14 protein-coding genes and 1 pseudogene are annotated in these 20,686 nt (G+C 65.1%); 3 read left to right on the top strand and 12 right to left on the bottom strand.

Annotation, left to right across the window (positions count from 1 at the left end):
- Positions 1 to 2 precede the first annotated feature (2 nt).
- A complete protein-coding gene (locus RX329_RS41320) occupies positions 3 to 1,559 on the top strand; it encodes an MDR family MFS transporter (RefSeq protein WP_317245443.1) in 1,557 nt (518 codons plus the stop codon).
- Positions 1,560 to 1,597: 38 nt separating this feature from the next.
- Here RX329_RS41320 and RX329_RS41325 read toward each other — a convergent pair.
- The 6 genes and pseudogenes from RX329_RS41325 to pcaF all read right to left on the bottom strand — a co-directional run bounded on the left by RX329_RS41325 (position 1,598) and on the right by pcaF (position 8,304).
- Positions 1,598 to 2,649 (bottom strand): annotated as a pseudogene (locus RX329_RS41325) (phosphotransferase).
- A 76-nt stretch (positions 2,650 to 2,725) separates the two neighbouring features.
- On the bottom strand, positions 2,726 to 4,417 hold the full coding sequence (locus RX329_RS41330) for a methyl-accepting chemotaxis protein (RefSeq protein ID WP_085361939.1): 1,692 nt from the start codon (positions 4,415 to 4,417) through the stop codon (positions 2,726 to 2,728).
- A gap of 208 nt (positions 4,418 to 4,625) precedes the next feature.
- Entirely contained in the window at positions 4,626 to 5,216 is a 591-nt protein-coding gene (pcaG, locus tag RX329_RS41335) for a protocatechuate 3,4-dioxygenase subunit alpha (RefSeq protein ID WP_085349771.1), read from the bottom strand.
- On the bottom strand, positions 5,217 to 5,918 hold the full coding sequence (gene pcaH / locus RX329_RS41340) for a protocatechuate 3,4-dioxygenase subunit beta (protein WP_085361940.1): 702 nt from the start codon (positions 5,916 to 5,918) through the stop codon (positions 5,217 to 5,219). It abuts the gene before it with no gap.
- Positions 5,919 to 6,009: 91 nt separating this feature from the next.
- Positions 6,010 to 6,903: a dioxygenase gene (locus RX329_RS41345; RefSeq protein WP_317245444.1), complete on the bottom strand. Its 894-nt coding sequence runs from the start codon at positions 6,901 to 6,903 to the stop codon at positions 6,010 to 6,012.
- 192 nt (positions 6,904 to 7,095) lie between these two features.
- Entirely contained in the window at positions 7,096 to 8,304 is a 1,209-nt protein-coding gene (pcaF, locus tag RX329_RS41350; protein ID WP_027566040.1) for a 3-oxoadipyl-CoA thiolase, read from the bottom strand.
- A 216-nt stretch (positions 8,305 to 8,520) separates the two neighbouring features.
- On the opposite strand from pcaF, the gene mutS reads away from it, so the two are divergent.
- Positions 8,521 to 11,259: a DNA mismatch repair protein MutS gene (gene mutS, locus RX329_RS41355; RefSeq protein ID WP_085361942.1), complete on the top strand. Its 2,739-nt coding sequence runs from the start codon at positions 8,521 to 8,523 to the stop codon at positions 11,257 to 11,259.
- Positions 11,260 to 11,360: 101 nt separating this feature from the next.
- On the opposite strand, the gene RX329_RS41360 is transcribed toward mutS, so the two are convergent.
- The 6 genes from RX329_RS41360 to RX329_RS41385 form a co-directional block, all read right to left on the bottom strand.
- Positions 11,361 to 13,037 carry a PAS domain S-box protein gene (locus tag RX329_RS41360; protein ID WP_085361943.1) on the bottom strand — a complete coding sequence of 559 codons (1,677 nt, stop codon included), beginning with the start codon at positions 13,035 to 13,037 and terminating at the stop codon, positions 11,361 to 11,363.
- 362 nt (positions 13,038 to 13,399) lie between these two features.
- Entirely contained in the window at positions 13,400 to 14,209 is an 810-nt protein-coding gene (locus tag RX329_RS41365; protein WP_085361944.1) for a hypothetical protein, read from the bottom strand.
- Between the two features lie 67 nt (positions 14,210 to 14,276).
- On the bottom strand, positions 14,277 to 14,786 hold the full coding sequence (locus tag RX329_RS41370; RefSeq protein WP_027566043.1) for an OsmC family protein: 510 nt from the start codon (positions 14,784 to 14,786) through the stop codon (positions 14,277 to 14,279).
- Between the two features lie 69 nt (positions 14,787 to 14,855).
- Positions 14,856 to 15,641 (bottom strand): ABC transporter ATP-binding protein, encoded by a 786-nt coding sequence (locus tag RX329_RS41375; protein WP_018455896.1) that lies wholly within the window; start codon positions 15,639 to 15,641, stop codon positions 14,856 to 14,858.
- A 4-nt stretch (positions 15,642 to 15,645) separates the two neighbouring features.
- Positions 15,646 to 16,488: an ABC transporter permease gene (locus RX329_RS41380; RefSeq protein WP_085349796.1), complete on the bottom strand. Its 843-nt coding sequence runs from the start codon at positions 16,486 to 16,488 to the stop codon at positions 15,646 to 15,648.
- A 231-nt stretch (positions 16,489 to 16,719) separates the two neighbouring features.
- A complete protein-coding gene (locus RX329_RS41385) occupies positions 16,720 to 17,691 on the bottom strand; it encodes an aliphatic sulfonate ABC transporter substrate-binding protein (protein ID WP_085349765.1) in 972 nt (323 codons plus the stop codon).
- A gap of 187 nt (positions 17,692 to 17,878) precedes the next feature.
- Here RX329_RS41385 and RX329_RS41390 point away from each other — a divergent pair, with 187 nt between their 5' ends.
- On the top strand, positions 17,879 to 20,668 hold the full coding sequence (locus tag RX329_RS41390; RefSeq protein ID WP_085361945.1) for a [protein-PII] uridylyltransferase: 2,790 nt from the start codon (positions 17,879 to 17,881) through the stop codon (positions 20,666 to 20,668).
- Positions 20,669 to 20,686 lie beyond the last annotated feature (18 nt).

Raw genomic sequence — 20,686 nt, forward strand, 5'->3', positions numbered from 1 at the left:
CTATGGCGGAGTCCAATCCCGCCCTTATGGTCCCCGGCCTGCGCCGGAACATGGTGACGATCTGCGCCATGACGGCAACCATCATGCAGGCGCTGGACACCACCATCGCCAACGTCGCCCTGCCCTACATGCAGGGCACGCTGTCGGCTTCGCAGGACCAGATCAACTGGGTGCTGACCTCCTACATCGTCGCCGCCGCGATCATGACGGCACCGGTGGGCTGGATCGCCAACCGCTTCGGCCGCAAGCGCATCTTCATCATCTGCTCGGCCGGCTTCACCATGGCATCGGTGCTGTGTGGGCTTGCGCAGGACATCAACCAGATGGTGATTTTCCGCCTGCTGCAGGGCGTGTTCGGCGCGGCCCTGGTGCCGTTGTCGCAATCGGTGATGCTCGACTATTACACGCTCCAGGAACGCGCCAAGGCGATGTCGATCTGGGGCATGGGCGTGATGATGGGGCCGATCATGGGTCCCTCGCTCGGCGCCTGGCTGACCGAGACTTATTCCTGGCACTGGGTGTTCTTCGTCAATTTGCCGTTCGGCGCCATCACCGTGATCGGGCTGATCATCTTCATGGACGAGACCCGGAAGGATCTCAGTCTCAAGTTCGACTGGTTCGGCTTCGCGGCGCTGGCGGTCGCGATCGGGTCGCTTCAGCTCGCGCTCGACCGCGGCGAGCAATTGGGCTGGCTCGAATCGGGTGAGATCCTTGCGGAGTTCATCGTCTCGGCCGTCGCCTTCTACTTCTTCATCGCGCATTCCTTCACGACCTCGACACCGTTCATCCGCTTCGGGCTCTTCAAGGACCGCAATTTCGTCACCGGCTGCGTGTTCATGGTCGTGATGGGCCTCGTGCTGTTCTCGACCATGGCGCTGGCCTCCCCCTATATGCAGAACGTGATCGGCTATCCCATCATCACCGCGGGCCTGCTGCTGGCGAGCCGCGGCTTCGGCACCTTCTTCGCCATGATGCTGGTCGGCCGCATGATGCGTTACATCGAAGCCCGCACACTGATCATCACCGGCCTGACGCTGACCGCGGGCTCGCTGTTCCAGATGACCGGCTGGACCGATTTGACCCAGGTGCCGGAGATCGTGACCGTCAGCGTCATCCAGGGCTTCGGCTTCGGCCTCGTCTTCGTGCCGCTATCGACGGTGGCGTTCCTGACCTTGTCGAATGAGCTGCGCACCGACGGCACCGCGATGCTGACCTTAATGCGCAACGTCGCGAGCTCGGTGGGCATTTCCGTCGTCATCGCCCAGCTGACACAAGGCACGCGGCGGACCTACGCGATCCTGTCCGAACACATCAACCCGTTCAACCATGCGCTCCAGATGCCCAGCGTCAGCGGCATGATCAATCTCTCCACCGACGCCGGTCGCGCCATGGCCGATCGCATGGTCAACGTGCAGGCGCAGATCATCGCCTTCGCGCACGACTACGAGCTGGTGATGTTCTTCATCCTCTGCACCATCCCGCTCGCCCTGCTGATCGGCTCGACCAAGGCCACCCTGCGCAAGCAGGCGGCGGGGCCGGAACATGCGGTGATGGAGTGATGCCTTCGCCGGGACGACACCGATGATGTTGCGCGCCTCTACCCCAAAATCTCCTCGCAGCCCAGATCCTCGACCGCCATCATCACCCGCTCCAGATTATTCCACCAGATCACCGGTGGGATGTTGATGCTCCACTGCCAGACTGGCTTGGTGATGTGCCACAGCACCGACCGCCGATAGTCCTGGTCGAGCGCGCCGCGCGTATAGCCGCTGACACCGTGCGCCATCAGCGTGTCGTGGTAATGATTGAGCAGAAGGCGTTCGAACGCCTGCCGGCGTTCCGGATACCACTGCAGCGCCATCATGTAGGCGAGGTCGTGAGTCGGCACGTTGATGTCCCACAAGTCGAAGTCGAAGATGCGGACAGTGTCGGACACGCCGGCGCGCGGCAGCAGAAAATTCCAGATGTGGGCATCGCCATGGGTGATGGTGAATGGTAGCGCAGTGACATCCTGTCGGACCGATCGATGAAGCGGCGGTAGAGCGTGCGGCGCTCTTCACTGAGACGATCGCCGAGCTGATCAGCGAATCGGTCGTAATGGGATGCGAACGTTTCCATATGCCCCGCCGTATCGTCGGTGCTCGCCCAGACCCCGACGGTCTCGCCGAGACCAGCATGGTCCCACCACGCCGCGTGCCAGCGCGCGAGCGCGGCGACGATGGCCATCGCCTGAGCGCGCGATGGCGGCAGCGGCCATTGGGTCGCTATCTCGTGACTATCAGTGAGATCCTCAAGCAGGAGATGCCAGGCGAGGCTCTCCTCGTCGAAATTCCCGTCAAAGCAGCGCGGCACCAGCAGCGCGGGCGTTCTGGGTGCAAGCTGTGTGTAGTAGGCCACCTCATGGCGACCGGCATTCGCCAGCGGCTTGGCAAACGCGGCATGGGGCGTCTTGAGAATCAGTGACTGCGGCGAGCCGGCGGATTCCCCGACATAGCGCAGGCCGAGTCGGGTGATATGCGACACGACCGTATCGCGCTCATGCAGGACCTTGACCTCGCGCACGGCACCGGCGTCCAGTGCGCCAGCCTTGCGCAGCGCCGCGGTTAGATTTGCCGCGTCCGCCACCGCCGGCAACCGTGTATCTTTCATGCGCGCCCGACCCCCGTCGCGTTGCTCCATTCTGTACAACCGCGCTGCCGGGCGCCAGCGGCATCAGCCGCCCGGCTCAAGCCGCAGCGGTCGAGTCACGCACGGTCCTGACGACAACCGACCGGAGCTGCTCGAGATTGGCCGCCATGCCGGCGATCGCCTGCCTGACCTCCGCGGCGCGCTCGTTCACGGAGGCGGCGTCGCGGCTGACATCACCGATCTTGGCCGAGACCTCCTTCGCCGCGGAAGTCGATTCGGAAATCGACCGCGTGATCTCGCGGGTCGCGGCGTCCTGCTCTTCCATCGCGGCGGCAACCGAGGTGGCGACGCCGTCGATCTCGACGATGTGGCCTCCCATGGTTTCGACGGCGTCGACGGCGGCTTGCGTCGAGGCCTGGATCTCGGCGATCAGCCGCGCGATCTCCTCGGTGGAGTTGGCGGTCTGGTCGGAGAGGGATTTCACTTCGGCGGCGACCACCGCGAAGCCACGGCCGGCCTCCCCGGCGCGCGCCGCCTCGATCGTGGCGTTGAGTGCCAGCAGATTGGTCTGGCCGGCGATGCCGCCGATGAGGTCGGAGACCTCGGCGATCTTCTTCACCGATCCAGCCAGCGTCTGGATGGTCGAGCGCGCCTGTTCCCGACCGGCGACCGCCGATTTTGTAACCGTGCTGGTCCGCGCGACCTGGGTTGCGATCTCGCGGATCGAAGCACTGAGTTCTTCAGCTGCGGCCGAGACGGTCTGCGAGCTGCCGAGGGCCTGGGTGGAGGCGGCTGCGACCGCCTGCGATTGTGTCGAGAGCGACCTTGCGATCTCGGACAGACTGGAGGCGGCACGCTCCACGCCTTGCGTCGCCGCGCTCGCGGTGTCGACCGAGCGGCCGGTCTCGCGCTCGACGGTTTCGGCCATCTGATGCAGGGCCTCACGCTTGGCGAGCGCCGCCTCCTGCTCCTTCTGCAACTGCTCCTCGCGCAGGCGGAAATTCTCGACCGCGGACTGCTTGAACACCAAGAGCGCACCCGCCATCGAGCCGACCTCGTCCTGCCGGTGCGCGAAAGGAATGTCGGCGGCGAGATCGCCGGTCGCGAGCTTTTGCATCGCGCTGGTCATGCGCACGATCGGGCGCATCACGCCGAAGGCGACGCCGAGCAGGCCCGCCGCAATGAAGGCGAGGACGGCGGCGGAGACGCCGAGGAGGATGTAAAGCATCGAGCTGTCGCGGTCCGCGGCCAGCTTCTCCATGTCGGCATTCTGCTTGTTGGCGCTCTCGACGATGCTGTCGATGACGGCGCGATGCGCGGTATAGGCCTCCTTGAGCTGCGCGTAGGCCCGCTCGGAGACGGCCGTATCCTTGGCCTTGAGGGCGGGGAGGAGCTGGTCGGACAACAGCTTCCAGAACTTCTGCACCTCGGCGTCGGATTTCGACACCAGGGTCGTCTTCAGGTCGGCCGAGAGGCTGGAGGTGACCCAGAATGCCTTGCGCTCGTCGTAATCCTTGCGGAGCTGGGCCAGGCGTTCGGCATGGGCCGCCAGCTGGTCGGGCTCGCGCATGGCGAGCGTGGCCTCGAGGTAGGCCTCGATCACATATTCCGGCGGCGGCAGGATGTCGGCGATGAGATCGTTTCCGAGCTTGATATCAGAATAGAGCGGACCGCCGACCTTGAGCTCTTTCAAGGCGTAGAGGCTGGTCGAGACCACGGCGGTAAAGCCGATGGCCAGAACGATGCCGAAAGCAATGATTGCGGAAGAAAGCGAAAGACGAATTTTCATGGAAAAATCCAATGGGCCGCGCTGAATCCCACGGACCCTAAAGGATTACGGTAAACACGGGATTGCATCGCGCGGAAATTGCATCGCGCGAACTCCGGAAAAATACGGGAAATGGCGTCAGGTCAACGGTTTCGGGCAGCGAAGCTTGGGCCCGTCCTCCGCTGTCGTCCCGGATCGGGGCTCCGCCTGTCCGGGACGGCGCTGGGGGTCACACGTCGAAAAATACCGTTTCGTTGTCGCCCTGGAGCCGCAGGTCGAGCCGGTACACCGGCTTGCCGGCCTCGCGCACGGCCGTCAGCGTGGCGCGACGGTCGGCAGGCACCACCGCCAGCACGGGATCGGCGGCATTGCCGGCCTCGTCACTGAAATAGATGCGGGTATAGAGATGCCGCAGCATGCCGCGACCAAACACCGCAAGCAGGACATGCGGTGCCTGCGGCTTGCCGTCGGGATCGGGCACCACGCCCGGCTTGATGGTTTCAAAGGAATAATTGCCGTCCTTGTCGGTGCCGCAACGGGCAAAGCCACGGAAGCTCGCATTCGACAGCCCGCGCTTGTCCTGCGGATCCGCGAAGCGCCCCTGCCCATCGGCCTGCCATATCTCCAGCATGACATCGGGCACGGCGACGCCATCGCCGTCGAACACGCGGCCCTCGATCCGGACGCGGTCGCCGGTGACGTCGGGCGTCAGGGTCGAGTTGGTGAACGCATCGTTCCAGGCGTACTCACCGGTCGGCGTCAGGCCGTATTTGAAGAACGGGCCGACGGTCTGCGACGGCGTGATCCCATTGTCCTGCACTTAATGGTTCTCCATAGGCGTGGCGTTCTTGCCGCGCAGCACGATGTCAAAGCGGTAACACAGCGCCCATTCGGGCTGGGTGTTCTCGAGATCAAACGATGACACCATCCGCGCCCGCGCCTTCTCGTCCGGCACCGAATTGAAGATCGGATCGAACGGGAACAGCGGATCGGCCGGGAAGTACATCTGCGTCACGAGACGCGTGACGAAGGAATGGCCGAACACAGAGAGATGGATGTGTGCGGGACGCCAGGCGTTATGATGGTTGCCCCAGGGATAGGCGCCAGGCTTGATGGTGACAAAGCGGTAGTAACCGGAGACGTCGCTCACGGTGCGGCCGGCGCCCGTAAAGTTCGGATCGAGCGGCGCCGGATGCTGGTCGCGGACGTGAACGTAACGGCCGCAGGAATTGGCCTGCCAGATCTCGACCAGCGAGTTCGGCACGCCGCGGCCGTCCTCGTCGCACACATGGCCGTGCACAATAATGCGTTCCCCGAGCGGCTCGCCGGTGTGTTGGGTGGTGAGATCATTGTCGCCCTCGCGAACGGTCTCGTGGCCGTAGACCGGGCCGGTCAGCTCCGACAGTGTATGGCGCATCGGGATCAAGGGCTTGTTCGGCGCCCGCTTGATCGAGCTTTTGTACTCGGGCGACAGCGGCAGCGGATGCGCCGTGTTGCTGTCGACGGGATAGATGAATGTCATTGGCGAACTCCTCCCCGGCCCTTTTCCGACCGGTCAACGCTTCCGCCAATCATTATAGGATATAACTAATTGGGGGAAGCGGCTTTGAGCCCTATTTGATCGGCGGACGCGGCAGGACGGCCTCGCCGGCTTCGAGCCGATAGACATGGTCCAGCGAATACCAGGGCGTCGCGACGTCGCGCTCGGTCGGATGTGGCGTGTCATGGCGCAGGAACTTGCCGATCAGCGCTTTGGTCACGCCGAACTGCACGTCACTACCGATATGCGGGTCGGCGGGGTCGTAGACCTGCGAGATCAGCACCTTGAATCCGGGCTTGAAGACCAACGCGTGCAGGTGCGCGGGACGATAGGGATGCCGGTTCTGCGCCTCCAGGAGGCGGCCGACCACGCCGTCGGTCGGAATGGGATAGCCGACCATCATCACGGAGCGGAACGAGAAGGCTCCGTCCTGGTCGGTCGTAAACTTGCCGCGCAGGTTCATGTCGGCCTGCTCGGGGTCCTGGTTTTCATAAAGACCAACCGGCGACGCGTGCCAGACGTCGACCTCGGCGCCGGCGACGGGACGGCCGTCCTTGTCCACGACGCGGCCGTTGACGAACAGCGGCGCGCCTGGGGTCTCGGAGCGGACGATCGATCCGCCATTTTCCACCCGCGGCGAGTTCAGCCGCCAGAATGGTCCGAGCAGCGACTGGTCGGTCTCCGTGTTGCCCTCATCGCCATTGTTCAGCAGGCACACCAGCGGCGAGACGCCGAGCGAGCCCGCCATCAGCACGACCTCGTTATGCGTGTCGGTCGAGAGCTTGCCGAGCTCGGCGATAACAGCCGTGGCGTCGCGGAATTCCTTCTCGGTCAGGCGAACGTCGCGAACAAAACCGTGCAGATGCTTGACCAGGGAGACCATGATCTGGCGTAGCCGTGGATCGGATGTCTGCTCCATCACCGCCAAGGCCGCGGCCGTGACGTCCTGCTCGCGCGCGATGATCATGGGATGCTCCCTCACCTTGCGTCATGGCCGGGCTTGTCCCGGCCATCCACGACCTTCTTCTCGCGGCACCAAGAACGTGGATGCCCGGGCCTTCGCCTCGCCGAAGAGGCTTCGGCCTCGCAGGCGGGACAAGCCCGGGCATGACGAGTCTGGGGCACCCGGCTCCGGGATGACGGAACGCCACGCGTCCCGTCAGTTCAGCTTCTCGATCGCGACCGCAACGCCCTGGCCGACGCCGACGCACATGGTGGCGAGCGCGAGCTTGCCGCCGCGCTTCTCCATGCCGTGTACCGCGGTGAGCGCGAGCCGCGCGCCGCTCATGCCGAGGGGATGACCGAGCGCAATCGCACCGCCATGCGGATTGACGAAATCGGCATCGTCGGCAACGCCGAGCTGGCGCATGCAGGCGATACCCTGCGAGGCAAAGGCTTCGTTGAGCTCGATCAGGTCGAAATCGCTGATTTTCTTGCCGAGGCGCTCCATCAGCTTGCGGGTGGCCGGCACCGGGCCGATGCCCATGATGCGCGGCGGCACGCCGGCCGAGGCGAGGCCGAGGATGCGCGCGCGCGGCGTCAGGCCGTGCTTCTTAACCGCAGCCTCGGACGCCAGGATCATCGCGGCGGCGCCGTCATTGACGCCGGAGGCGTTGCCCGCGGTCACCGTGCCGGGATTGCGCACGATCGGCCTGAGCTTCGTCAGGGCTTCCAGCGTGGTCTCGGGACGCGGATGCTCATCCTTGTCGACGGTGACAGGGCCGGCCTTGCCGCCGGGAATGGTGATTGGGGTGATTTCTTCGGCGAAATAGCCGGCCGCAATCGCGGCGCCCGCGCGCTGCTGCGAGCGGATCGCGAAGGCGTCCTGATCGGCGCGCGAGACCTGGAATTCCTCGGCGACGTTCTCGCCGGTCTCGGGCATCGCGTCGACGCCATACTGCGCCTTCAGCAGCGGATTGATGAAGCGCCAGCCGATCGTGGTGTCGAAGATCTCAGCCGAGCGCGAGAACGCTTCCTGCGCCTTGCCCATCACGAAGGGCGCGCGCGTCATGGATTCGACGCCGCCGGCAATCGCAAGCTCGATCTCGCCGGAGCGGATGGCGCGGCCGGCGGCACCGACCGCATCGAGACCGGAGGCACAGAGCCGGTTCAGGGTCTGGCCTGGAACGGAATCCGGCAGGCCCGCAAGCAGGAGCGCCATGCGTGCCACGTTGCGGTTGTCCTCGCCGGCCTGGTTGGCACAGCCGAAGAAGACCTCGTCAACCTGTGCCCAATCGAGATTGGGGTGCTTGGCCATCAGCGCCTTGATCGGGGCCGCCGCCAGGTCGTCGGCACGCACCTTGGCGAGCGACCCGCCAAAACGGCCGATCGGGGTCCGCACGGCATCGCAGATAAAGACGTCACGCATGGTTGTTCTCCCTGAATGCCGCGATCCGGCCTAAATTCTTCAATGTCGACGGAGTTTTAGGAGGGCGCCCGCGGCAGGTCAATTGACCGATACGCGCGTGTTCCGAGGGGTGTGCACGCGAGTTGCGCATGCCGCGGTGCGGACAACGTGGAAAACCTCCCCTCTCCGGCCAAAGCGATAGGAGCGCGGGGCGAAATTTTGTAGGTTGCGCCGCCCATGACAATGCAACAACCGATCCCTGCACCGCCTCCCGACGATACGCCCGCGCCGCAGGCGGAAGCTGCCGCGCGCGTCACGCCGATGATGGAACAGTACCTTGAAATCAAGGCGGCACATCAGGGCCTTCTGCTGTTCTACCGGATGGGCGACTTTTACGAGCTGTTCTTTGAGGACGCCGAGATCGCCTCCAGGACACTCGGCATCGTCCTGACCAAGCGCGGCAAGCATCAAGGCGCCGATATCCCGATGTGCGGCGTGCCAGTCGAGCGCTCCGAGGACTATTTGCACCGGCTGATCACCGCCGGGCACCGGGTCGCGGTGTGCGAGCAGACCGAGGATCCCGCGGCGGCGAAAGCACGCGGCAACAAGAGCGTCGTGCGCCGCGGCGTGGTGCGCCTGGTCACGCCGGGCACGCTGACCGAGGACACGCTGCTCGACGCGCGCGCCAACAATTACCTGCTGGCGCTCGCGCGCGCGCGCTCATCGGCGGGCGGTGACCGCTTTGGCCTCGCCTGGATCGACATCTCGACCGCCGAATTCACGGTGACGGAATGTTCGGGCGGCGAACTCGCCGCCACGCTGGCGCGGATCAATCCGAACGAGGTGATCGTCACCGACGCGCTCTATAACGACAGCGAGCTCGGACAGACCCTGCGCGAGCTGCCGGCGGTGACGCCGCTGACCCGCGACGTCTTCGACGGCGCCACTGCCGAGAAGCGGCTGTGCGACTATTTTGCCGTCGCGACCATGGACGGACTGTCCCAGCTCACGCGGCTGGAAGCCACTGCCGCCGCCGCCGCCGTCACCTATGTTGACCGCACCCAGGTCGGCAAGCATCCGCCGCTGTCGCCGCCCGCGCGCGAAGCCTCGGGCGCGACCATGGCGATCGATCCCGCCACCCGCGCCAATCTCGAACTGACGCGGACACTCGCCGGCGAACGCCGCGGCTCGCTGCTCGACGCGATCGACTGCGCGGTGACCTCGGCCGGCTCGCGCCTGCTGGCGCAGCGGCTTGCCGCGCCGCTGACCGATGCGGCGGCGATTGCGCGGCGGCTCGATGCCGTCGGCAGCTTCGTTGCCGACTCGGCCGCGCGCGAGGACATCCGCAGCATCCTGCGCGGCGCCCCGGACATGTCGCGGGCGCTGGCCCGTATATCCGTCGGCCGCGGCGGTCCGCGTGACCTCGCCGGCCTGCGCGATGGCATCATCGCCGCCGACCAGGTGCTAACGCGGCTTGACGAACTCGACCAGCCGCCGCAGGAGATCGCCGTGGTGATGGCGGCGCTGCAAAAGCCATCGCGCGAGCTCGCGGCGGAATTCGCCAGGGCGCTCGACGATCAACTGCCGCTGATCAAGCGCGACGGCGGGTTCGTTCGCCAGGGCTATGAGCCTGCGCTGGACGAAACGCGAAACCTGCGCGACGCCTCGCGCCTGGTGGTGGCCTCGATGCAGGCGCGCTACGCCGACAACACGGGTGTGAAGGGGCTCAAGATCCGGCACAACAACGTGCTCGGCTATTTCGTCGAGGTCACCGCGCAGCACGGCGACAAGCTGATGTCGGCGCCGCTGAACGCCACGTTCATCCACCGCCAGACGCTGGCCGGCCAGGTCCGCTTCACCACCTCCGAGCTCGGGGAGATCGAAGCCAAGATCGCCAATGCCGGCGACCGCGCACTCGGGCTCGAGCTCGAGATTTTCGAGCGGCTCTGCGCCAAGGCTTTGGCAATCAGCGAGGAGCTGCGCGCCGCCGCCCACGCCTTTGCGCTGCTCGATGTCGCGTCGTCGCTGGCCAAGCTGGCGCTCGACGAGAACTATGTGCGGCCCGAGGTGGACTCGTCTCTCGGCTTCGCGATCGAGGCGGGCCGCCATCCCGTGGTCGAGCAGGCCTTGAAGCGCAATGGCCAGCCGTTCATCGCCAATGCCTGCGATCTCTCGCCGGGCCCTGCGCAAAAATCCGGCCAGCTCTGGTTGCTGACCGGTCCGAACATGGCGGGTAAGTCGACCTTCCTGCGCCAGAACGCGCTGATTGCGTTGCTCGCCCAGATCGGAAGTTTCGTGCCGGCGACACGCGCGCGGATCGGCATCATCGACCGCCTGTTCTCGCGTGTCGGCGCCGCCGACGATCTCGCCCGCGGCCGTTCCACCTTCATGGTCGAGATGGTTGAGACCGCTGCCATCCTCAACCAGGCCGGCGAGCGCGCGCTCGTGATCCTTGATGAAATCGGCCGCGGCACCGCGACCTTCGACGGCCTCTCGATCGCCTGGGCCGCAATCGAGCACCTGCACGAGAGCAACCGCTGCCGCACGCTGTTCGCGACGCATTACCACGAGCTGACGGCGCTCTCCGCCAAGCTGCCGCGGATGTTCAACGCGACCGTGCGGGTGAAGGAATGGCAGGGCAATGTCGTGTTCCTGCACGAGGTGTTGCCGGGTTCGGCCGATCGCTCTTACGGCATCCAGGTCGCCAAGCTCGCGGGCCTGCCGCCGGCCGTGATCACGCGCGCCAAATCGGTACTGGCGAAGCTGGAAGCCCAGGACCGCGGCCAGACCGCGCGCGCGCTTGCTGACGATCTGCCGCTGTTCGCAGTGCCCTCGCGCGCCGCCGCAGAAGCCACACCGCCGAGCGAGGCCGAACTGCTGATGGACGCGGTGAAGGCGCTGCATCCGGACGAGATGTCGCCACGCGAAGCGCTCGATGCGCTGTATGCGTTGAAGGCCAAGCTGCCGAAGCAGTGACGGTGCCGCAGGGTGGGTTAGCCGAAGGCGTAACCCGCCACCTTTGTCAGCGCGCGAGAAGTGGGGGGACGCTTAGCTAACCCACCCTATGCTTCTGAACGCTACGCCCTCGCCGCGATCGCCGCCGCTTCCGCTGCGGCGCGCTGCATGCTGGTCGACATCTCGTTGGTCACCGTGCTCTGCTCTTCGATTGCCGCGGCCGTCGACGTCACATATTCGCTGACGTTGCTGATGGCCGTCTTGATCGAAGCCAGGGCGGTGACGACGTCTCCAGAGATGCCGTTGAGGCTACCGATCTCAGCGCCGATCTTGTCAGTGGCCTGCTTGGCTTGGTTGGCGAGGCTCTTGACCTCCGAGGCCACCACCGCAAAGCCCCGACCGGCTTCGCCGGCGCGGGCGGATTCGATGGTGGCGTTAAGTGCCAGGAGGTTGATCTGCCCGGTGATGTTGTTGATGAGCTCGACGATCCCGCTCATCGCCAGCGCCGCTTCAGTGAGGCGCTGGGCCTGGGCATCAGCGGACGCGACCTGCTCCACCGCGCTCATCGCCGTCTCGCGCGATTTGGTCATGGCCCCGGAAATCTCCCGCACCGAGGCGTTCAGCTCTTCCGATCCGGCGGCGACCGATTCCATCATGCCGCGGACGCGCTCGTTGCCCATGCGGACCAGCACCTGCTTCGTGACGTCGGTCGCATATTTCACGACCTTGAACGGCTTGCCGTTGAGATCCATGATCGGATTGTAGGAGGCCTGGATATAGACCTCCCTGCCGCCCTTGCCGATGCGCTTGTATTCGGCCGCCTGATACTGGCCGCGGTTGAGCGCCGCCCAGAACTCGCGATAGCCATTGCCATCGCGCTCCGAGGGCTCGACAAACATGCTGTGGTGCTTGCCCTTGATCTCAGCCAGCGAATAGCCGAGGGCGCCGAGGAAATTGGCGTTGGCGGTGATGATCGTGCCGTCCATGTTGAACTCGATCACCGCCTGCGCCTTCTCGATCGCCGAGATCTGGCCCGCAAGGTCGGCATTCTTCAGCTTCTCCGCCGTGACGTCGGTCGCGAACTTGGCGACGCCGAAGGGCTTGCCGTTCTCATCGAGTAGCGGATTGTAGGAGGCGAGAATCCAGACCTCGCGGCCGCCCTTGCCGATGCGCTTGAACTCGCCAGCCTGGTATTCGCCGCGGTTGAGCTTGGCCCAGAACTCGCGATAGGCCGCGCCGTCGCGCTCGGCCTGGGGCATGAAGAGGCTGTGATGCTTGCCCTGGATCTCGGCCAGCGAATAGCCAAGCGCGTTGCAGAAATTCTCGTTGGCCGTGACGATGGTGCCGTCGAGCTTGAACTCGATCACGGCCTGGGCGCGGCCGATAGCGGCGATCTTCGAAGAGGCCGTCATGCTCCGGATCTTCTTCTCGGTGATTTCGGTCGCAATCTTGGCGACCATCACCGTCTTGCCGTTGCCGTCGAGCACCGGATTGTAGGATGCTTCGATCCAGATCTCACGGCCGCCCTTCGCGATCCGCTTGAACTCGCTTGCCTGATACTCGCCGCGGTTCAATTCAGCCCAGAACGCCTTGTACTCGGCGCCGTCGCGCTGGTCGGCCGGCATGAACATGGCGTGCTTCTTTCCCTTGATTTCGTCGAGGGAATAGCCGAGGGCGTTCAAGAAATTTTGGTTGGCGGTCAGGATCGTGCCGTCCATGGCAAACTCGATCATGGCCTGCGAGCGGCCGATGGCTGCGAGCTGAGCATCCGCGTCGTTGCGGGACTTGCGACCAAACATCAGTGAATCTCCGAAATCATGAAATTGCGTGACGGGATCAGGGGACGTGACGGCGCGGCACACGCGCCGAATTCCAATCGAAACTTCCGCCGGTAAAACTCGCATTGCGAAGACCGAGGCGGGTATGCAGAATAATTCAGTACCCATAAGACTCGAATAAAGTGCTAACGAATTCTGCGAAAGGCGATGGCCGACAAAGCAGCCTAAAGCTGCACGACGGCGCGCCTTACACGCTGCTCGGTCGGCGCTGCGACTTGAAATGGCCTTGGTCCTTCAGGAGTTTGAAGGAATGCGTCTCGTGACCGGTCATGGCGAGTTTGCTACGGAAGTATCCGGCGACGCCGCGCCGCATGTCCGTAGTGTCACGGCGCTTGCCGCGCCCTGTGCAGCGTACGCCGCCCGATCCCCCACAGCGTAAGATTCCAAACAATGCAGGTGGCGAGTGCAAGCCCAAGACCGACGGCGGAGCCGAACCACGCCACCGCCACGTGCAACACCGCGATCGCCATTCCGAATCCGAGCAGCCCCCAGGCCGAATTGGCCAGCACCGCGGCGGTCGGCGGACCGCCGATTCGCGGATGCAGGATCACCATGATGCTGGAAAACACCACCGGATACAGCGCGATGATGCCGCTGATCCGGGGACCGACCCAGCCCGAGGTCGAGACGACGATTGCGACGAGGGTCGCGACCAGCGCGGCCCGCATCGGCACGTCATACCAGCGTCGCGTCACCAGCGGCATCTTTACATGGCGATAGCCCGCGAGCAGCGGAATGCAGATGCCGAATGCGATCAGATTGGCGGCGAGCCCGGCGGTGAGCGGCCAGTCAAACTGCTTGATGATCGAGGCGAACACGATCCAGACCGCGACCGCGCTTCCGCAACTCACCAGAAGGCTGCGCCGTTGCGCCAGCACCACATAGGTGAGACACATGAAGATCGTCGCGGCATTGACCGGCAAGCTCGACAGCGCGCCCTGCGCGATGAAGGCGGCATCGTGGTCGAGCGCAAGGAAGACGTAGGATGGCCCGGCCGAAACCGGCAAGGTCGCGACCAGCGCGCCGATCACCGGCCCTGAGCGCTCGGTGATGATCGACGCCGTCACGACGAACGCCGCCGCGACCATCATGCGCAGAACGAGGATGAGGATGAGGTGGAGCTCGGGGGACATTTTTTTCTTTTGTCGTCCCGGGCTTCGCCGAGACGACACGAATTGTTGGGCGAGCGGCCTTCGCTCGCTACATCCGCTGCATCGACACCGAGACCTTCGGGCCGTTCTTGATGGTCTGATAGACCACGCAGTAGCGCTCGGTGAGCTTGAGCAGCAGGTCGAGCTTGTCTTGCGGCGCATCAGTATCGACGTCGAAGCGCAGACGTATCTCGGCGAAGCCGACCGGCGTCTCCTTGTCGACGCCGAGCGTGCCGCGGAAATCGAGATCGCCCTCGGCGTAGACGTTGCCGGTCTTCAAGGGCACCTCGATCGCGGTCGCGACCGATTTCAGCGTGACGCCGGCGCAGGCGACCAGCGCCTCGAGCAGCATGTCGCCCGAGCAGAGCTCGAGGCCGGAGCCGCCAGTCGCGGGATGCAGGCCGGCCATCGCGATGGCGCGGCCGGTCTCGACCTTGCAGGCGATGCCCTCGCTGTCGGTCGAGCCCTTGGCCTTCAACGTGATCATCGCGGTCTTGGGGTCGGTCTTGTAGCGCTCCTTGATCGGGGCCTGCATCTGGCGCAGTGCTGCGGCGTCCATTTTGTCTCTCCCGGGAAAATCGTCTCTACGAAGTACCGGCTTGCGATGTACCGGCTCGGAGCGAAATTGTCACCACCACATGGCCTGACCGGGACCCTGGGTTGCGTCACGGTCGGGCACGCTGCGGTCGAGCGAACGGTCGAGTGACGTCAGCACACTTCGCTTGAAATTCTCGAACAGCGGCGAATTGCGGTCGCGTGGCCTGCCCAGGTTGATCTCGATCTGGTCGAACAGCCGGCCCGGCCGCGGCCGCATCACCAGCACGCGGTCAGCCAGCACCACGGCCTCGTCGACGTCATGGGTGACGAGGATGAGCGTCGGCCGCGTGTCGGCCCAGAGATCGAGCAGATGATCCTGGAGGTCCCTGCGGGTGAAAGCGTCGAGCGCCGAGAACGGCTCGTCGAGCAAGAGCACCTCGGGCTGCGGCACCAGCGCGCGGGCGATCGCGACGCGCTGTGCCTGCCCGCCCGAGAGCTCGCGCGGCCAGGCCTGCGCCTTCTCGGCGAGCCCGACACGCTCGAGCGCACGCGCCACCTTTTCACGCCGCTCGGTCGCGGGCCCATCGGCAAGACCAAAGCCGATATTGTCGGCGACGCTGAGCCAGGGCAGCAGCCGCGGCTCCTGGAAGATGATGCCGATCTTGGCATGCGGCGCGGCGATCGCCTCGTTGTCCAGCGTCACCGTGCCCGAGCTTGCGCGGTCGAGGCCCGCGATGGCGCGCAGCAGCGTGGACTTGCCACAGCCCGAGCCGCCAATGATGGCGACGATCTCGCCTTGCCTGATCTCGGCGGAGAAGCGCGCCAGCGCCTGCACGCCGTTGGGATAGGTCTTGCTGACCCGGTCGAGCGCCAGCATCGCCTTATGCTCCCGTTGTACGCCCAAAGGCGTCCTGCCAGCGCAGGAAGGGCGCAGCCGCGATCTCGATCAACCAATCCGTGAGCTTGCCGAGGATCGCGAAGATCACGATGGCGGCGAGGATCTGCGCGGGCTTGCCGAGCTGCTGGCCGTCGAGCAGGAGATAGCCGAGGCCTTCGGACGCGCCGATCAGCTCGGCCGCCACCACGAACATCCAGCCCAGACCAAGACCGACGCGCAAGGACACGACATAGGCCGGCAGCACCGCGGGCAGCAGGATACGGCGGATCATGGCAGGCCCGGAGAGACGGAATGTGCGACCGACCTCGACGATCTTGCGATCGACGATGAGGATCGCGCCCATCACGCCGAGATAGACCGGAAAGAACACGCCGACCGCGATCAGCGCGATCTTCGAGGTCTCGAAAATGCCGAGCCAGAGGATGAACAGCGGCACCCAGGCCAGCGACGGGATCGCGCGCAGCGCTTGCACGGTCGGGTCGAGCAGCCGCCGCGCCAGCGACCAATAGCCGGATATGGCGCCGAGCAAGGTGCCCGCGACCACCCCGAACGCGAAGCCGAGGCCGACACGCCACAGCGTTGCGGCGATGTGACGGAACAGTTCGCCGGAGCGCGCAAGATCAACGACGGTGGCGAACACGCGCGAGGGCGGCGGCACCAGCCGGCCGTTGGACCAGCCGGACCAGACCACGAGTTCCCAGCCAAGCGCGAGGGTCAGTGGCAACACTAATCCCAGCGTCGGCCCCGCATAGCGCGACAGCCGCGAGGGCGCGGCGCTCTCGGCCGGTTCCGTAGTCTGTTGCAGCACTGGCGCGTCAGAGATCATGGCCGGTAGGAAGCGCGTCTTGTGCGGGATTGCAAGGGCGCGCGGCATTCTCGGCGTCGTCCCGGACAATCGCAGCGAAGCGGAGCGCAGATCCGGGACCGATAACCACGGGAAGGCGTGGCTACGGGGACTTGGAGTTGCCCCTTTGGCGCCAAACCACTTCCTGTGGTTATGGGTCCCGGGCTCGCTTCGCGCCCCGGGACGACGACCGAGTTTGCCGCGCGCCTACCTTTAATTCGTCGGCAGCGGCACCTGATCGTCGATCAGCCCATCCAGCGTCGCCTTCACGTCGACCTTGGCGTCGACGACGCCGGCCTGTTGCAGGGCGAGGCCCGCGGCGAGGATCGATTCGCGCTGGGGCGCGCCGATGCGGCTGTGGGTCAGCTCGGTGCGCTCCTTGAGTTGCTTGTCGACGACAGGCTCCGGCAGCTTGGTCACGGCGATGAAGGTCTTCTTGAGCTCGTCGTAATTCGCGAGCGAATATTTGCGCGCCTCTTCGTACACCGCGAGCACGCGGCGGGCGGCGTCCGGATAGTCTTTCAAAAACTGCTCGCGCACATTGAGGATGCCCCAAGTGTTGGCGTCGGCCTTGCGATAGAACAGTTTCGCGCCGTCCTCGACCTCGGCCTGCGCCATCATCGGATCGAGCCCGGCCCACGCATCGACGTCGCCGCGGATCAGCGCGGTCTTGCCGTCGGCGTGCTGGAGCAGCACCGGCGTGATGTCCTTTTCGGTGAGACCTGCGCCAAGCAATGCGCGCACCAGGAAGATGTGCGGATCGGTGCCGCGCGTCACCGCGACCCGCTTGCCCTTGAGATCGGCGACATTAGCAATCTTGGAATCCTTTGATGTCACCAACGCCGTCCATTCGGGACGCGAATAGACGTAGATCGACTTGATCGGGTTGCCGTTGATACGCGCGACCAGCGCCGCCGAGCCCGCGGTCGAGCCGAAGTCGATCGAGCCCGCATTGAGGAATTCGAGCGCCTTGTTGGAGCCGGCCGACTGCACCCAGGTGACGGTGATGCCGTCCTTGGCGAACTCCTTTTCCAGGAGCCCCTTCTGCTTCAGGACCATCGACACCGGATTATAGGTCGCCCAGTCGATACGGATTTCCTTGAGCGGATCCGCCGCCCGCGCCGCGGGGGACATGGCAAGAGCGACCGCTCCCGCCAACAGTATGCGTCGCGTAATCCTGGTCATGCCAGACCTCCTCAAAACTTCATTGTTTTTCAATGAGTTAGATCTAGAAATCAACGAGAAAATCCATCCCTCGAAAGCGCGCCGGCTGAGAACAGCTTTGCCCAAAGCCGCACCTTTCCAGCATGGAACGACTATTGCGAGAGAATGGCGGGTGACAGCGCCGGCCGCCTCTTATATCCGGTGAGACATGGACAGCGTCGCGACTGAACACAAGGCCGAGGTGGACGATCGCTTCGACACCGCGCGGATCACCGCCGCGGTCGATGCGCTTGCCGAGAAGCACCAGGGACGCGAGGACGCGTTCCGCACGGCCATGGCGCAACTGCTCAAGGCCGAGCTGATTGCCTCGCGCGCTGCGGCACAGACGATCCTGCTGAAGGACCGTCATGGCCGGCGCTGCGCCGAGCGACTGTGCCACGTGCAGGACGAGATCATCCGCATCCTGTATTCGGCCGCGACCCGCCATCTCTACCGCTCGCCGATTCCGAGCGGTGCCGAGCGCATGGCAGTGGTGGCGACCGGCGGCTATGGCCGCGGCCTGATGGCCCCCGAGTCCGACATCGATCTGCTCTTCATCCTGCCCTACAAGCAGACCGCCTGGGGCGAGCAGGTCGCCGAGGCCATTCTCTATTGCCTCTGGGACATGGGGCTGAAGGTCGGTCACGCCACGCGCTCGGTCGACGAGTCGATCCGGCAGGCGCGCGGCGACATGACCATCCGCACCGCGATCCTGGAGACGCGCTTCCTTACCGGAGACCGGCCGCTCTATGACGAGCTGGTTGCCCGCTTCGACAAGGAGGTCGTGCAAGGCACCGCGTCCGAGTTCGTCACCGCGAAACTCGCCGAGCGTGAGGAGCGGCATCGCCGCGGCGGCCAATCGCGTTATCTGGTCGAACCCAACGTCAAGGACGGCAAGGGTGCGCTCCGCGACCTGCACACGCTGTTCTGGATCGCGAAGTACGTCTACCGCGTGAGCGACACCGACGAACTGGTCGACCGCGGCGTGTTCGACGCGCAGGAATACCGCACCTTCCGCCGCTGCGCCGACTTCCTCTGGTCGGTGCGCTGCAATCTTCACTTTTACTCCGGTCGCCCTGAAGAGCGCCTCTCCTTCGACCTCCAGCGCGAGATCGCGGTCCGGCTCGGCTACACCTCGCATCCCGGCATGCAGGACGTCGAACGCTTCATGAAGCACTACTTCCTGGTCGCCAAGGAAGTCGGCAACCTCACCGCCATCCTCTGCGCCAAGCTCGAGGACCAGCAGGCCAAGCCCGCGCCGGTGCTGAGCCGGATGATGGCGCGGCTGCGCCCCACCGCGGTGAAGCGGCGAGTGCCCGACAGCGACGACTTCATCGTCGACAACAACCGCATCAACGTCGCCGCGCCCGACGTGTTCAAGCATGATCCGGTCAATTTGATCCGCATCTTCCGCCTGGCGCAGAAGAACAATCTCGCCTTCCACCCGGACGCGATGCGCGACGTGACGCGTTCGCTCGGCCTGATCAACGCGCAGATGCGCGAGAATCCCGAAGCCAACCGGCTGTTGATGGAGATCCTGACATCCGACAACGCGGAAATCGTGCTGCGGCGGATGAACGAGACCGGCGTGCTCGGCCATTTCATCCGTGCCTTCGGCAAGATCGTCTCGATGATGCAGTTCAACATGTATCATCACTACACCGTCGACGAGCATTTGATCCGCTGCGTCGGGTTCCTCCAGGACATCGAACGCGGCGGCATCGAGGAATTCGCGGTGGCGAGCGACCTGATGCGCAAGATCCGGCCGGAGCATCGCTCCGTGATCTACATTGCGACGCTGCTGCACGACGTCGCCAAGGGCCGGCCCGAGGATCACTCGATCGCCGGCGCCAAGGTGGCGCGACGGCTCTGCCCGCGGCTCGGCTTCAGTCCGGCCGACACCGAGCTCGTGGCCTGGCTGATCGAGGAGCATCTGACGATGTCCACGGTCGCACAGTCGCGCGATCTCTCCGACCGCAAGACCATCGAGAATTTCGCCGCCGTGGTGCAGTCGGTCGAGCAGATGAAGCTCTTGACGATCCTGACCACCGCCGACATCCGCGGCGTCGGCCCAGGCGTGTGGAACGGCTGGAAGGCGCAGCTCTTGCGCTCGCTGTACTACGAGACCGAACCGGTGCTGACGGGTGGCTTCTCGGAGGTAGACCGCGGCAAGCGGCTCACGGCCGCGTATGCCGAATTCCGTAACGCCTTCGCGGAATGGCCGGCGGAAGAGCTCGACGCCTATATCGCCCGGCACTATCCGGCCTATTGGCTCAAGGTCGAGCTGCCGCGCAAGATCCGCCACGCGCGCTTCGTCCGTGCCAGCGAGCAGGCGGGCCACAAGCTCGCGATCAATGTCGGCTTCGACGAGGTGCGTGGCGTCACCGAGCTGACCATCTTCGCCGCCGACCATCCCTGGCTGCTGTCGATCATCGCAGGCGCCTGTGCCTCGGCCGGTGCCAACATCGTCGATGCCCAGATCTACACCACGACCGACGGTCGCGCGCTCGACACCATCTCGATTTCCAGGGAATACGACCGCGACGAGGACGAGGGACGGCGCGCCACACGCATCGGCGAGATGATCGAGGACGTGCTGGAAGGCAAGCTGCGTCTGCCCGAAGTGGTGGCCCGGCGCACCGTGCGCGGCAAGGCGCGGCCGTTCGTGATCGAGCCGGAAGTGACCATCAACAACCAATGGTCCGACCGCTACACAGTGATCGAAATGTCCGGCCTCGACCGCCCCGGGCTGCTCTACGAGCTGACCACCGCGATCTCGAAGCTCAACCTCAACATCGCCTCGGCCCATGTCGCGACCTTCGGCGAGCGCGCGCGCGACGTGTTCTACGTCACCGATCTCCTGGGCGCACAGATCAGCGCGCCGACACGTCAGGCCGCGATCAAGAGCGCGCTGACCCACGTGATGGCCGGCGACAAGGCGGTTCAGCCAGCGGCCTGACTTCTCTCGTCATTCCCC

It is taken from the genome of Bradyrhizobium sp. BWC-3-1 (assembly GCF_032917965.1).
In the GTDB taxonomy this organism is placed as follows: Bacteria; Pseudomonadota; Alphaproteobacteria; order Rhizobiales; family Xanthobacteraceae; genus Bradyrhizobium; species Bradyrhizobium canariense_D.